Origin of the sequence: Mycobacterium sp. HUMS_12744610, from assembly GCF_041206865.1 — a bacterium.
Lineage (GTDB): Bacteria > Actinomycetota > Actinomycetes > Mycobacteriales > Mycobacteriaceae > Mycobacterium > Mycobacterium servetii.
On record NZ_JBGEDP010000001.1, the window covers coordinates 2,868,736 to 2,883,332 of the forward strand.

9 protein-coding genes and 4 pseudogenes are annotated in these 14,597 nt (G+C 69.6%); 6 read left to right on the forward strand and 7 right to left on the reverse strand.

Annotation, left to right across the window (positions count from 1 at the left end; all coding sequences use genetic code 11):
* Positions 1–176 precede the first annotated feature (176 nt).
* A complete protein-coding gene (locus AB8998_RS14140) occupies positions 177–464 on the forward strand; it encodes an ANTAR domain-containing protein (RefSeq protein ID WP_369738481.1) in 288 nt (95 codons plus the stop codon).
* A 115-nt stretch (positions 465–579) separates the two neighbouring features.
* Here the strand turns inward: AB8998_RS14140 and AB8998_RS14145 are convergent.
* Both AB8998_RS14145 and AB8998_RS14150 read right to left on the reverse strand, forming a co-directional pair.
* Positions 580–705: pseudogene (locus AB8998_RS14145) on the reverse strand (YnfA family protein); the annotation flags it as partial.
* 243 nt (positions 706–948) lie between these two features.
* Positions 949–1,674: pseudogene (locus AB8998_RS14150) on the reverse strand (IclR family transcriptional regulator).
* A 110-nt stretch (positions 1,675–1,784) separates the two neighbouring features.
* Here AB8998_RS14150 and AB8998_RS14155 point away from each other — a divergent pair.
* Positions 1,785–2,655, forward strand: a pseudogene (locus AB8998_RS14155) (cytochrome P450).
* A 2-nt stretch (positions 2,656–2,657) separates the two neighbouring features.
* Here AB8998_RS14155 and AB8998_RS14160 read toward each other — a convergent pair.
* The gene (locus AB8998_RS14160; protein ID WP_369738482.1) at positions 2,658–3,113 is read right to left on the reverse strand and encodes a DUF6941 family protein; all 456 of its coding nucleotides are present in this window, start codon (positions 3,111–3,113) and stop codon (positions 2,658–2,660) included.
* Between the two features lie 359 nt (positions 3,114–3,472).
* On the opposite strand from AB8998_RS14160, the gene AB8998_RS14165 reads away from it, so the two are divergent.
* Both AB8998_RS14165 and AB8998_RS14170 read left to right on the forward strand, forming a co-directional pair.
* Positions 3,473–4,030: a hypothetical protein gene (locus tag AB8998_RS14165; protein ID WP_369738483.1), complete on the forward strand. Its 558-nt coding sequence runs from the start codon at positions 3,473–3,475 to the stop codon at positions 4,028–4,030.
* Positions 4,031–4,109: 79 nt separating this feature from the next.
* Positions 4,110–4,538: a type II toxin-antitoxin system Rv0910 family toxin gene (locus AB8998_RS14170; protein WP_369738484.1), complete on the forward strand. Its 429-nt coding sequence runs from the start codon at positions 4,110–4,112 to the stop codon at positions 4,536–4,538.
* 10 nt (positions 4,539–4,548) lie between these two features.
* On the opposite strand, the pseudogene AB8998_RS14175 reads toward AB8998_RS14170, so the two are convergent.
* From AB8998_RS14175 to malQ, 4 genes and pseudogenes are all read right to left on the reverse strand, one after another.
* A pseudogene (locus tag AB8998_RS14175) lies at positions 4,549–4,836 on the reverse strand (hypothetical protein); the annotation flags it as partial.
* A gap of 100 nt (positions 4,837–4,936) precedes the next feature.
* Positions 4,937–5,407, reverse strand: a complete 471-nt coding sequence (locus tag AB8998_RS14180) for a nuclear transport factor 2 family protein (protein WP_369738485.1) — start codon at positions 5,405–5,407, stop codon at positions 4,937–4,939.
* Between the two features lie 16 nt (positions 5,408–5,423).
* The gene (locus tag AB8998_RS14185; RefSeq protein ID WP_369738486.1) at positions 5,424–6,305 is read right to left on the reverse strand and encodes an LLM class F420-dependent oxidoreductase; all 882 of its coding nucleotides are present in this window, start codon (positions 6,303–6,305) and stop codon (positions 5,424–5,426) included.
* Between the two features lie 24 nt (positions 6,306–6,329).
* The gene (malQ, locus tag AB8998_RS14190; RefSeq protein WP_369738487.1) at positions 6,330–8,483 is read right to left on the reverse strand and encodes a 4-alpha-glucanotransferase; all 2,154 of its coding nucleotides are present in this window, start codon (positions 8,481–8,483) and stop codon (positions 6,330–6,332) included.
* Positions 8,484–8,872: 389 nt separating this feature from the next.
* On the opposite strand from malQ, the gene eccB reads away from it, so the two are divergent.
* Together eccB and eccCa are read left to right on the forward strand one after the other, a co-directional pair.
* Complete coding sequence (eccB, locus tag AB8998_RS14195; protein ID WP_369738488.1) at positions 8,873–10,402, forward strand: type VII secretion protein EccB; 1,530 nt, start codon at positions 8,873–8,875, stop codon at positions 10,400–10,402.
* Positions 10,399–14,559: a type VII secretion protein EccCa gene (gene eccCa, locus AB8998_RS14200; protein ID WP_369738489.1), complete on the forward strand. Its 4,161-nt coding sequence runs from the start codon at positions 10,399–10,401 to the stop codon at positions 14,557–14,559. Before eccB ends, eccCa begins: the two co-directional genes overlap by 4 nt.
* Positions 14,560–14,597: the final 38 nt, after the last annotated feature.

The window sequence follows — 14,597 nt, forward strand, 5'->3', positions numbered from 1 at the left end:
ACGGTTACGGGCACATACCGATGGCGCCGGAAATCTGGCGCAATCAAGCGCGATGAGCAAATCATGGCTAAGTGCGTCAAAGGGGATCACTGTTGCGAAACGCGCGCGTGCACGACCGCGCGCACCGCTGTGTGAACAGCGGATCGGGCTGGGGGACAACGGGAGGTAACCACAACATGATGGCGAACTGGATACCCGCCCAGACATCGTATGGCCCGCATTCCGGGCGCATCCTCGACACCGCGCGGGGCATTCTGATCGGACTCCGTCGGTGCCGGTCCGACGTCGCCTTCGACGAATTACACAGCGCGGCACACCGGCACCGGGTGCCGGTATTCGCACTGGCGTGGGCGCTGGTCCACCTCGCCGGTGGCGGCGAGAAGACGTCCAGCTTCATGGATGCGCAAAGCGCGGCCCGCCAGGAGTGGGGGCAGTTGTTCGCGGTCGCCGCGGCGATCCCCTGAGTGGGGGTGCAGACGTTGGCACGGCCGAGCTTCGAGGGGTACCGCGGCCGTCGCCAACTCCCCACCGGATGATGCTCACCGAACACGCGACACAGCCCTTGCGGGCGGGCCCTCCGTGCGTACGAGGCGCGTACATGATCACGGCGACGCCGGCCAGACACACCAGGGCCCCGGCTACGTCCCACCGGTCGCGCCGAAAGCCGTCGACGGCCATGCCCCAAACGAGCGAGCCAACAACGAATCAAAGCGCGCACCGCGGAAAAGCTGACCGCGATCTCCGGCACCGCCTCGGCCGACTTACCCGGCCCGTCGCGCCAGGTGCTCGACCAGACCGGGTTCCTGCGCCGTTTCGTATTGCGCGCAGCGCCGAAAACCCGGGGTAGTCGCAACTTGGACACCGTGTCGGGGTTTCGCGGATTCCGGCTGCTACACCCGAACGGCGTCGAATGAGTGCTGCGGTGTTCTCAGTCCGGTCGCCCGGAGTTCACAGACGGACGTTCAGCGGGTCCAGATCGACGCCTCGGACGACGCAAAACACCGCTCGTAACGCGGTGACGATGAGCTGTTCCTTGAGCAGGAAGCGCTCGGTGGGTGCCGGCACCGAGATCGCGATCACGGTGTCGCTTGGGGCGCGTCCGGCAATGGCGGGCGCCGAGATTCCCGGGGTGTGTTCGCCGCGGTCGAAAGCGATGCCGGTCCGCCGGCTCGGCGATCTCCCGGCGGAGACCTACGCCGACCTCCGGGTCCAGCCGCGAGGGGGCGGTTTCGACGTCCGCGTCGTCGAGGGTCGCCAGCGCCGCTTTCCCGTTGGCGGTCGACTCCAACGGGAACCGCATGCCGATCGCCGAAACCACCCGGAGCCGGTGCGCGGGCTCGATCTGGTCGATGAAGCGCATGCGCTGGCCGGCCAGCATCGACAGGTCGACGGTCTCGCCGTCGGTCGCGCGTGCCACCTTCTCGAAGGTGGGGCGGAACACGACCGAGAGTTGGGCACCGTCGGCCCTGCCGAAACCCAGGAGGCGCTAGCCCGGGGAGAAACGGGGCCGTGGGCGTCGACGCCCGCCAACCCGACTTCGACCAGGCCGACCATCAATCGGCGAATCGTCGACTTGGCCAGTCCGAGTCGCTCGCCGAGATCGATCAGACGCAGCCGTCCGGGTTCTGCGGCAATTTCGTCCAGCGCGGCGGCGGCACGGCGTAACACCTGGATGCCCTCATCGCGACCAGTTGTCGAACTTTCCCCCGCGTGCGTCGCGGGTCCACTGTAGTGATCCGTCTAACGGATTCCTAAGACCGTAATTACGGATCGAGGAACCAGCGATGGGCGGACTTCCGGCGGGGCCGCACTTCTATCGCGGCGACGACAGGTACGAGGATGCACGTCGTGGCGCCGTGTGGCAGTTCTATGCCGTGTGCGGCTGGGATGCGGTCTACGAGGCGATCGGGCGCCCCGAGGATTTCTCCTCCAACCTGACCGCGACCATGACTTAAACGGCCGACGGTGGCATCGAACTCCTCGCGATGGACCCACTCGGCGGGCCGACCCACGTGCTGGCCACCGCCGACGACCCGGCCCACGCGGTGCACCGCAAGCTGCAGGCGCGCCACCTGGCCGCCAGGCGGAAGCACACCATGGAGCGGTTCGCCGCCGAGACCGCGGACCGCTTGTGGAGCGACGGCCTGCGCGGCGGGCGCATCGAATGGATGGACGCGATGGCCAACCGCCTCCCGATGAGCAGCGCGGCGTGGATGTTGGCCCAGCGGCCCGACATCCAGCAGCGGGTGCGCGAAAAACCGTAATTGGTACCGGCATTCATCGAGGAGACGCTGCGCTACGAACCGCCGTTCCGGGGCCATTACCGGCACGTGCGCAACCACACCTCGCTCGTCGGCGTCGACCTGCCCGCCGACTCGCACCTGCTGCTGTGGTGGGGCGCGGCCAATCGCGACCCGGCGCGCTTCGAGATGCCCGGTGAATTCCGCCTTGATCGCGGAGATATCAAGGGCCACATCAGCTTTGGCAAAGGGCGCGCACTTCTGCGTGGGTGCGGCGCTGGCGCGCCTGGAGGCGCGGGTCGTACTGCGGCTACTGCTGGATCGGACCTCGGCCACCGAGGCGGTCGACGTCGGCCGCTGGTTGCCGAGCATCCTGGTGCGCCGCCTGGAGCGCCTCGAACTGGCTGTCTCTTGAGCTCAGGGCGGTGACGGCGGCTTGGCCGTGGCGGCCGGCCCCACCACGACGAACGCCTCGACCGCCGTAGCCTGCTCGAAACCGGCGATTTCGACGCGCCACTCGTAGATGCCGGGCTCCAGCGGGATTCCCGCCGGGATGTTCAGGGTGAGGGGCATCCGAACCGAGGTGCCGTGGATCGCCCCCGGGGGGCGACCCGCCTCCGCCGAGGCCTCGAAGCAGATCCGCTGCGGCCCGTTCGGGCCCGGCACCGAAACCGGGTCACCGTCGGTCGTCAGCAGTTGGCACGTCAGCTTGTGCTGCTTGTTGGTCTCATTCCAGTCGATGTCCAGAAACAGGACCAAAGCGATGGCGGGCGTGGGCGTTTGGCACTGTCGCCAGCCCAATCCGAGGGCATTGACCTTGCCCGACTGCGCGTCGGCCTGTGCCGCGTCCGCGAGGAACAGGCTGATTCTCATGCGGTCGTTCGTCCGGTTGACACCATGTACTGCCCTGCCATCGCTGCCGCCCCCACGAAATTTTGTTCTGCTGTTAAAGACTGGATGATACGCCGTTCCCCGGAACGGGACCGCGGCCGTGGGGCCGGCGGACCGGATGGTGTGCGCGGTTTGTCCGGCCGGTGGCAGCCGGCGCCGGCCCGCCAGCTGCGGCCAGCCGTCGGGCCCCTCGGCGGCCGCCGGCCGCGACGATCGACGGATTCGAGACGCCCGGCTGTGGTGTCGTTCACAGGTCAGCGCGGGGCGAGAGCGTCATCGCTTGCGGCGACGCGACCGGATCAGCGGACGTTCCGGCAGGCGACGTGAGACGGTATAAGCCTATGCAGAACCACGATTATGTCACCTACGAAGAATTCGGCCGCAGATTCTTCGAGTACGCCGTCACCCCCGAGCGGGTCGCGGCCGCATTGGCCGACATCGCGGGAAACGAGTTCGCCATGGAGCCGGTCGCCCAGGGCCCCGGCGGGATCGCCAAGGTCAGCGCGAACGTCAAGATCCACGACCCCCGGGTGACGCGCCGTCTCGGCGACAGCATCACGTTCGTCATCCACATCCCGCTGTCGATCGATCTGCTCCTCGACCTGCGGCTCGACAAGCAGCGGTTCGTCGTCTCCGGTGACATCGCGCTGCGGGCGACGGCGCGGGCGGCCGAGCCGCTGCTGCTGATCGTCGACGTCGCCAAGCCGCGGCCCTCCGACATCACGGTCAACGTGTCGTCGAAGTCCCTGCGCGGCGAGGTGCTGCGCATCCTGGCCGGCGTCGACGGCGAGATCCGGCGCTTCATCGCCCAGTACGTCGCCGACGAGATCGACGCGCCCCAGTCGCAATCCGCGCAGATCATCGACGTGGCCCAGCAGTTGAACGAGGTGTGGCCGTAGGCACCGCACCTCAGGCGTAGGCGCGCGGACATCCGGGTATGCGTACCCGAGAGCCAGCCGACGTGGAGGAGCGACCAACTTGGCACGAGTGGACGTATCGATGGCCTCGGATGTGGAACCGACGACCGCCTGGAAGCTCGCGTCGGATCTGCGCCGCTTCGACGAATGGATGACAATCTTCGGCGGATGGCGCGGCCCGGTGCCGTCGACGGTCGAGAAGGGCACCCAGGTGTCCTCGTGCGTCAAGGTCAAGGGGTTCCGTAACGTCGTCCACTGGAAGGTGACCCGCTACGACGAGCCGACATCTATTGAGCTGCAAGGGAATGGCCGCGGCGGGATCCGGATCGGGGTGACCATGCACGTCGCCCCCAACCACCCGGGAACGGAGTTCCACCTGACCGCCGATCTCAGCGGCGGCCTGCTGAGCGGGCCGATCGGCGGTCTCGTCGCGCGGGTGATCCGGTCCGACGTCCGCAAGTCGGTGGACAACCTCGCGTCGTTGCAGTGATTCCGGCGCGACGCTGCCGGTGAGTGATCGGCCAGTCGCGCTCGGCTTGGCGAATCCGCCTGCGGTCCATGGCAAGCCAGGCCAGCCCGGCGCCGAAGGCCAGCAGGCCGACGCTCGCGGCATACACCCCGGCGCGGGCCTGGCCCAGGGCGAAAGTCGCCACGCACACCAGCAGCGCCAGCGCCGCCGCCGCGACCACGACGTGGCCGGGCGTTCGCTGGCCGTCGGGGATCGGCGGGTTCGTGTTCCGGCGGGTGGCCCGATCGTCGTCGATAAGGCCGCGCGCATCGCGTGCCATGAGCGCCTCCTTTGTTAGCCCTTGCGGCCGCCTGCGCGGGCGACGCGGATCTGACCTAGGAGCTACCCGAAAAGGCTTTCGAACAAACGGGTTCGACGTGTCAGCCCGGATCGCGGGGCAGCAGCCGGCGGACGGCCCGCGTCTCGATGGCGTTGATGGTCAGGGCCCGGCGGCTGAACCGCCAGCCCGCGTCGGTCAGCGTGTATTCGTCGTCGTAGCGCAGGTGCCAGGCCACGTCGGTCACCTCATCACCGCGCCGATTCCAGTGATGCGCGACGCAGGCGATGCGTCCCCGCGCGAACCCGGGGCGCGAAAACTCTTCGTAGACCTCGCCGACGATCGCGTGCTCGGTCCGCGCCACGGCCGCCACCGCGGACACCGCCGCCAGGATGGCCGGATGACCCCGATGTACGTGGACCGGCGCCAGCGAAGCCGGCGGATCGGGCACCGACAACTCGCCCGAGGCGGTGAAAAGTCCTGCCGCGGCCTCGAACCGACGGTCGTCGACGCCGGCCGCATACCGGTGCACCAGGTCGCCGAGGGCCAGCCGGTCGTCCACCGAGAGTGTCATCGCGGCCGCCCCCGGCTCACGGCGCCAGCGACAGCCGCTGCGCGCAGGCCGACACCATGTCCTTGGCCTGCTCGATGTCGGTGGTCGGCGGCATCGCCAGGACGATGCGGTCTGCGCCCTGATCGGCCAGGGCACCGGCGCGCTCGGCGTCGATCTTGGTGACCAGGTGGCCGAGGGAGATTTCCAGGGCCGCCGGGTCCCGGCCGGCCGCTGACGCCTCGTCGCGCATCGCCGCAAGCAGCGAGGCGAGTTCCGCGCCGCCCACGCCGAGCGGCTGGAAGCCGTCGCCGAGCCGTCCCGCGCGGCGCGCGGCCGCCCGGCTGTGACCGCCGATGTGCACGGGAAGCCGCTGGCCGGCTACAGGTTTGGGGTAGCACATGACGTCGTCGAAGTCGAAGAACTCCCCGTGGAACGAAGCCCCGCGGGGCTGGTCGGCCCACAGCGTCCGCAGGACCGCCAGCTGCTCGTCGGCGCGCCGCCCCCGGTTGTCGAACTGCGCGCCGCAGGCCTCCAGCTCTTCTTTGAGCCAGCCCACCCCCACGCAGAGCCGCAGCCTCCCACCCGACAGCGCGTCGACGGTCGCAGCCCTTTTGGCCAGCACCACCGGATGGTGGTTGGGCAGCACCAAGACGCCGGTGGCCAGCCCCAGCCGGCTGGTGTGGCCGGCCAGAAACGCCAGCAGATCGAGCGGGTCGGGAATGGGGCAGTCGGCCGCCAGCCCGACGCGTCCGGAACTGTCGTAGGGATAGACGCTCTCGTAGCGGGTGACCAGGACGGTGTGCTCGACGACCACGATCGACTCGAACCCGCAAAGCTCGAGGTGCTGCGCGAAACTCGCCATCCAGACCGGGTCCGCGGTGACACCGTCGGCGACCGGCGCCACGACCGAAACCTTCATGGGCCTTGAAACTACAGGTAGCCCCTATTCGACGGCGGCCGGCGCGATCGCGGCGCGGACCGCCTCCGCCAGGGCCGCCGCGCGGCGGTCGGTGAACACGTCCTCGAGCATCAGCTGTCGGCCGCCCGGCCCGGTAAGCGGGACCCGCCAGTTGGGATATTCGTCGGTGGTTCCCGGCTGATTCTGGGTGCGGCGGTCGCCGACGGCGTCGGTCAGCGCCACCCCCAACAGTCGAGACGGCGTGCGGCCCAGATACCGGTAGAGGGCGACGACGACCTGCTCGGGGTCGTCCTCGCCGTCGGCGAGCAGGCCGACGCGGCGCAGTTCGGCCAGCCAGGCCGCCAGCTCCGCCCGGTCCGCCTCGAGTTCGTCGGCCACGGGCCGGGTCAGCAGGCCGAGGGATTCGCGCAGCCGGACGTGGTCGCCGGCCAGGTATCCGGCGGTGGGCGGCAGATCGTGGGTGGTGACCGACGCCAGGCAGTACTCCCGCCAGCGCTCGGCCGGCAGCGGGCCGCCGTTGCCGTCGCGGTCCAGCTCGAACCAGAGGATCGAGGTCCCCAGCAGGCCGCGCAACAAGAGGTAGTCGCGCACCCACGGCTCGACGGTGCCGAGGTCTTCGCCGACCACCAGCGCCCCGGCGCGGTGCGCCTCCAGAGCGACGATCCCGACCATCGCCTCGTGGTCGTAGCGCACGTAGGTGCCTTCGGTGGGCGGGGCGCCGGCGGGGATCCACCACAGCCGGAACAACCCGATAACGTGATCGATGCGCACACCGCCGGCATGCCGTAACACCGCCCGGATCAGCGCGCGGAACGGCCGGTACTCCTGCTGTTCCAGCCGGTCCGGTCGCCACGGCGGCTGAGACCAGTCCTGGCCGAGCTGGTTGAACTCGTCCGGCGGCGCACCTGCGGTCACGCTGGGCGCCAGCGCGTCCTGCAGGGCCCACGCGTCGGCGCCGGCGGGATGCACGCCGACGGCCAGGTCGTGCATGACACCCAGCGCCATCCCGGCGCGCACCGCTTGCGACTGCGCCGCGGCGAGCTGCTCGTCGAGCTGCCACTGCATCCAGCGGTGGAAATCGACGGTGTCCGGGTGCTTCGCGGCGAACCGGGCGACGCCCGCGGCACCCGGGTGCCGCAGGGAGTCCGGCCAGTGATGCCAGTCGGCGCCGAACTTCTCGGCCAGCGCGCACCACGTGGCGAAGTCGTCGAGCGCGCGGCCTTCCCGCTCCCGGAAGGCCGCGTAGGCCAGCTCACGGCCCGCCGATCGCGGGACCCGGTGCACCAGTTCGAGCGCAGCCCGCTTGGCGGCCCACGCCCGGTCCCGGTCGATGGCATCGACGCGAGCGGCCCGCCGCTGGACGTCGGACCGCAGCTGTCGCACCCGGCCGCGCTTGCTCAGCTCGGCGAACTCGGGGATCGCCTCGACGCGGAGGTAGATCGGGTTGACGAAACGCCGCGATGTCGGCAGGTAGGGCGACGGTTCCATCCGGCCCGCCGGGCCCGAGAGCTGAGCCGCGTGCAGCGGATTGACGAGCACGTAGTCGGCCCCGTGGCGGCACGCCGACCACACCGCCAGGTCCGTCAGGTCGGTGAGGTCCCCGACGCCCCACGACTGGCGCGATCGCACGCTGTAGAGCTGGGTGGCTAGACCCCAGACCCGGCGGGCGCCGAGCCGTTCGGGCAAGCCGAGCCAGTCCGGCGTCACGATGAGCGCAGTGCTGTCCTCGGTGTCCCCGGACCGCAAATGCAGCCGGTGGTAGCCCAGCGGCAGGTCCCCCGGCACCACGAAACTGGCCTCGCCGACCCAACGGCCGTCCAGGTCGAACGGCGGGGTGAAGTTGTCGACCTGCCAGATCCCGCCGCGCACGGTGCCGTCTTCGAGGCGCAACCACACCTCGGCCGGATCGCCGTGGGTCACGTGCACCCAGAACCGGATCTGCTCGCCGCTGCGCCCGACGAGGGTCGCCGGCAAAGGCCGCGCCCAGTACGACCGCAGGCGCTCGGCCAAGGCGACGTTGCGCTCCCGCTCGGTGCCGGCGGGAACGCCGAACGCGGCCAGCACCGCGACCAGCGTGCTCGCGGGAACCGGCACCTGCCGCCCGGTCCAGTCCCGATACTCGGTGGCGATGCCGAAACGCCGGGCCAACTCGGCCAGGGACGGCGCATGCTCAGTCATGCCGCCCATCCTTCCCTGGGGACGGGCCCGCCGCAGCCGCGCCCGCGGCCTTCCGCTGCTCAGCGCCGTGTCCGCCGGATGTCGGCGCTCGACAGGACGAGTTGGCAATCCGCAGCTACCATGCCCTCAGGAGATTCGAAATTCCGACCGGGGATCGATGGGGGAACGGAAAGTGCCGGTTTGGTGATGCACGCCAGTGCCGGCACCGTGCGCGCACCCGGCCCCGGCAGCGCGGCCGGAATCCTTTCTCGAGCGGGTAGTAGTAGTAGAGGTGAGCTCGCACAACGCAGCGTGGCGACGTCCGTGCGGGTGGCTTACGGTTACCGATGGGATTCGCGCGTGGGTGTCGCGGGTCTCCAGGCGTTTCAACAGACCGGATGGTGAATTAAGTGGCGGAAGAGAGTCGCGGGCAGCGGGGGTCGGGATACGGCCTCGGACTGTCGACGCGGACGCAGGTGACGGGCTATCAGTTCCTCGCTCGTCGGACCGCGATGGCGCTGACCCGGTGGCGGGTCCGCATGGAGATCGAGCCCGGCCGGCGGCAGAACCTGGCCGTGGTGGCGTCGGTCTCCGCGGCACTGGTGATCTGCCTGGGCGCGCTGCTGTATTCCTTCCTCAGCCCGTCCGGTCAGATCAACGAGTCGCCGATCATCGCCGACCGCGACTCCGGCGCACTGTACGTGCGGGTGGGCGACCGGTTGTATCCGGCGCTGAACCTGGCGTCGGCCCGGCTGATCACCGGCCGGCCCGACAACCCGCACCTGGTCCGGTCCAGCCAGATCGCCAGCCTGCCGCGCGGGCCGCTGGTCGGAATTCCCGGTGCACCGTCGAACTTCGCGCCCCAGACCCCGACCAAGTCGTCGTGGCTGGTCTGCGACACCGTGGGCACCGCGGGCGTGATGGGCTCCGGGCTCGGCTCCCCGTCGGGCGTGACGGTGACCGTCATCGACGGCAACCCCGACCTCAGCGGCCACCGGCGGGTGCTGACCGGGTCGGACGCGGCGGTCCTGAGCTACGGCGGGGACGCCTGGGTGATCCGCGAGGGGCGGCGCTCGCGCATCGACGCGACCAACCGGTCGGTGCTCTTGCCGCTCGGTTTGACGCCCGAGCAGGTCAGCGCTGCCAAGCCGATGAGCCGCGCCCTGTTCGACGCGCTGCCGGTGGGACCCGAACTGACGGTGCCCGACGTCAAGGACGCCGGTAGCCCGGCGTCCTTCCCCGGGGCGCCAGGCCCGGTGGGCACCGTGATCGTCACCCCCCAGATCAGCGGCCCGCAGCAGTACTCGCTGGTGTTGTCCGACGGCGTGCAGACGCTGCCGCCGCTGGTGGCCCAGATCCTGCAGAACTCCGGACCGGGTAACACCAGGCCGGTCACCGTGGAACCGTCGGCGCTGGCGAAGATGCCGGTGGTCAAGAAGCTGGACCTGTCGTCCTACCCGGACAACCCGTTGAACGTGATGGACATCCGGGAGAACCCCGCCACCTGCTGGTGGTGGGAGAAGACCTCCGGCGAGAACCGCGCCCGCGTCCAGGTCATCTCCGGGTCGACGATCCCGGTCGCGTCCAGCGACACGAACAAGGTCGTGTCGCTGGTGAAGGCCGACACGACAGGCCGGCAGGCCGACCAGGTCTACTTCGGCCCCGACCACGCCAACTTCGTCGCCGTCACCGGCAACGACCCCGGCGCGAAGACGACGGAGTCGCTGTGGTGGCTAACCGACGCGGGCGCCCGGTTCGGGGTGGACGACACCCGCGACGTGCGCGAGGCGCTCGGGCTGAAGACCGCACCGAGCCTGGCACCCTGGGTGGCGCTGCGGCTGCTGCCACAAGGTCCGACCCTGTCGCGGGCGGACGCGCTGGTAGAGCACGACACCCTACCGATGGACATGTCCCCTGCAGAGTTGGTGGTACCCAAGTGAAACGCGGATTTGCACGGCCGACCCCGGAGAAGCCTCCGGTCATCAAGCCCGAGAACATCGTCCTCCCGACGCCGCTGAGCATTCCGCCGCCGGAGGGCAAGCCCTGGTACATGATCGTGATCGGCGTCGTCGTGATCGGCCTCCTGGGCGGCATGGTGGCCATGACCTTCGCCAGCGGGTCCCACGTGTTCGGCGGCGTCGGCTCGATCTTCCCGATCTTCATGGTCGGCGGGATGATGATGATGATGTTCGGCGGCCGGATGGGCGGCCAGCAGCAGATGAGCCGGCCGAAGCTGGACGCGATGCGCGCGCAGTTCATGCTGATGCTGGACATGCTGCGCGAGACCGCCCACGAGTCGGCCGACAGCATGGACGCCAACTACCGGTGGTTCCACCCGGCGCCCGACACGCTCTCGGCCGCCGTCGGCTCGCCGCGGATGTGGGAGCGCAAGCCCGACGGCAAGGACCTCAACTTCGGTGTCGTCCGGGTCGGCGTGGGCATGACGCGTCCCGAGGTGACCTGGGGTGAGCCCCAGAACATGCCGACCGACATCGAGCTCGAACCGGTGACCGGTAAGGCGCTGCAGGAGTTCGGGCGCTACCAGAGCGTCGTCTACAACCTGCCCAAGATGATCTCGCTGCTGGTCGAGCCGTGGTACGCGCTGAACGGGGAGCGCGAGCAGGTGCTGGGACTGATGCGGGCGATCATCTGCCAGCTTGCCTTCTCGCACGGCCCCGACCACGTCCAGATGATCGTGGTCAGCTCCGACCTCGACGAGTGGGACTGGGTGAAGTGGCTGCCCCACTTCGGCGACCCCCGGCGTCACGACGCGGCGGGCAACGCACGGATGGTGTACGGCTCGGTACGCGAGTTCGCCGCCGAGCAGGCCGAGCTGTTCGCCGGTCGCGGCTCGTTCACGCCCCGGCACGCCAGCTCCTCGGCGCAGACGCCGACGCCGCACACCGTGATCATCGCCGACGCCGCAGATCCCCAGTGGGAGTTCGTGATCAGCGCCGAGGGCATCGACGGGGTCACCTTCTTCGACCTGACCGGGTCCTCCATGTGGACCTCGGTCCCCGAGCGGATCCTCAGCTTCGATCACACGGGCATCATCGAGGCGCTGCCCCGCGACCGCGACACCTGGATGGTGATCGACGAGAAGCCGTGGTTCTTCGCGCTCACCGACCACTTCAGCCTCGAGGAGGCCGAGGAGTTCGCACAGAAGCTGGCGCGCTGGCGGCTCGCCGAGGCCTACGAGGAGATCGGCCAGCGCGTCGCCCACATCGGCGCCCGCGACATCCTGTCCTACTACGGCATCGACGACCCGGCCGACATCGACTTCCACGCGCTGTGGGGCAGCCGCTCCGACCACATGGGCCGGTCGCGGCTGCGCGCGCCGTTCGGCAATCGCTCCGACAACGGCGAACTGCTGTTCCTCGACATGAAGTCGCTGGACGAAGGCGGCGACGGCCCGCACGGCGTCATGTCCGGCACGACGGGTTCGGGTAAGTCGACCCTGGTGCGGACCGTGATCGAGTCGCTGATGCTCAGCCACCCGCCGGAGGAACTGCAGTTCGTGCTGGCCGACCTCAAGGGTGGATCGGCGGTCAAGCCGTTCGCCGGAGTGCCGCACGTGTCGCGCATCATCACCGACCTGGAAGAGGACCAGGCGCTGATGGAGCGCTTCCTGGACGCGCTGTGGGGCGAGATCGCGCGCCGCAAGGCGATCTGCGACAGCGCCGGCGTCGACGATGCCAAGGAGTACAACTCGGTGCGCCTCCGGATGCGCGCCCGCGGCCAGGACATGCCGCCGCTGCCGATGCTCGTGGTCGTCATCGACGAGTTCTACGAGTGGTTCCGCATCATGCCGACCGCGGTCGACGTCCTCGACTCGATCGGCCGCCAGGGCCGTGCCTACTGGATCCACCTGATGATGGCCTCGCAGACCATCGAGAGCCGGGCCGAAAAACTCATGGAGAACATGGGTTACCGCCTGGTGCTGAAGGCCCGCACCGCGGGCGCGGCCCAGGCGGCCGGTGTGCCCAACGCGGTGAACCTGCCCGCCCAGGCCGGCCTGGGTTACTTCCGCCGCAGCCTCGAGGACATCGTCCGGTTCCAGGCGGAGTTCCTGTGGCGCGACTTCGTTCCGCGCGGGGTCACGATCGACGGCGACGAAGCGCCCGCGCTGGTGCACAGCATCGACTACGTGCGCCCGCAGCTGTTCACCAACGCCTTCACCCCGCTCGAGGTCAGCGTCGGGGGACCGGACCAGGTCGCGATCCCGACCAACGGCGAATCGGCCGAGCCGCCGCTGCCCGTCGAGGCCGAAGACGAGGACGAAGAGGGCATCCGGGTACCCAAGGTCGGTACGGTGATCATCGACCAGTTGCGCAAGATCCCGTTCGAGCCCTACCGGCTGTGGCAGCCGCCGCTAAACCAGCCCGTCGCCATTGACGACTTGGTGAACCGGTTCCTCGGGCACCCGTGGCAACAGGACTACGGAACGGCGCGCGACCTGGTCTTCCCGATCGGGATCATCGACCGCCCGTTCAAGCACGACCAGCCGCCGTGGACGGTCGACACCTCGGGCCCCGGCTCCAACGTCCTGATCCTGGGCGCAGGCGGTTCGGGTAAGACGACCGCGCTGCAGACGCTGATCTGCTCGGCCGCGCTGACCCACACCCCCGAGCAGGTCCAGTTCTACTGCCTGGCCTACAGCAGCACCGCGTTGACCACGGTCGCGCAGCTGCCCCACGTGGGTGAGGTGGTCGGTCCCACGGACCCCTACGGCGTGCGCCGCACCGTGGCCGAGCTGCTGGCGCTGGTGCGGGACCGCAAGCGCACCTTCCTCGAATACGGAATCGCCTCGATGGAGGTGTTCCGGCGCCGCAAGTTCGGTGGCGCCTCGGGCCCCGTGCCCGACGTGTTCGGCGACGTCTACCTGGTGATCGACAACTACCGGGCGCTCGCCGAGGAGAACGAGGTCCTCATCGAACAGGTCAACCTGATCATCAACCAGGGCCCTTCGTTCGGTGTGCACGTGATCGTCACCGCCGACCGCGAGTCGGAATTGCGCCCGCCGGTGCGCAGCGGCTTCGGTTCGCGCGTCGAGTTGCGGCTGGCCGCGGTGGAGGACGCCAAGCTGGTGCGTTCCCGGTTCGCCAAGGACGTGCCGGTCAAGCCGGGCCGCGGCATGGTCGCCGTGAACTACGTCCGCCTCGACGCCGACCCGCAGTCGGGTCTGCACACCCTGGTCGCCCGGCCCGCGCTGGCCAGCACACCCGACAACACCTTCGAGTCCGACAGCATCGTCGAAGCGGTCAGCAGGCTGACCAGCGGCCAGGCCCCGCCGGTGCGCCGGTTGCCGGCCACGTTCGGCGTGCAGCAGGTGCGGGAGCTGGCCGCGCGGGACACCCGCCAGGGTGTCGGCGCCGGCGGCATCGCCTGGGCGATCTCGGAGCTGGACCTCAACCCGGTCTACCTCAACTTCGGCGAGAACTCGCACCTGATGGTGACGGGACGGCGCGAATGCGGGAAGACCACCACGCTGGCCACCATCATGGCCGAGATCGGGCGGCTGTACGCCCCGGGCGCCAGCAGCGCGCCGGCCACGTCGCAACGTTCGGCCCAAGTGTGGCTGGTCGACCCGCGCCGTCAACTGCTGACCGCGCTGGGTTCGGAGTACGTGGAGAAGTTCGCCTACAATCTCGACGGCGTCCAGGCGATGATGGCCGAGCTGGCGGCGGTCCTGGCCGGCCGCGAGCCACCGCCCGGGCTGTCGGCCGAGGAGCTGCTCTCGCGGTCGTGGTGGAGCGGCCCGGAGATCTTCCTGATCGTCGATGACATCCAGCAGCTCCCGACGGGATTCGACTCGCCGCTGCACAAGGCCGTCCCGTGGGTGACCAGGGCCGCCGACGTGGGCCTGCACGTGATCGTCACCCGCTCCTTCGGTGGCTGGTCCTCGGCGGGCAGCGACCCGATGCTGCGGGCGCTGCACCAGGCCAACGCGCCGCTGCTGGTGATGGACGCCGACCCTGACGAGGGCTTCATCCGCGGCAAGATGAAGGGCGGCCCCCTGCCCCGTGGCCGTGGCCTGTTGATGGCCGAGGACACCGGTGTGTTCGTGCAGGTGGCGGCGACCGAGATGCGCAAGTAGCGAGTTCGCGATCGTTGCACTGGGGCGGCCCGGATTGG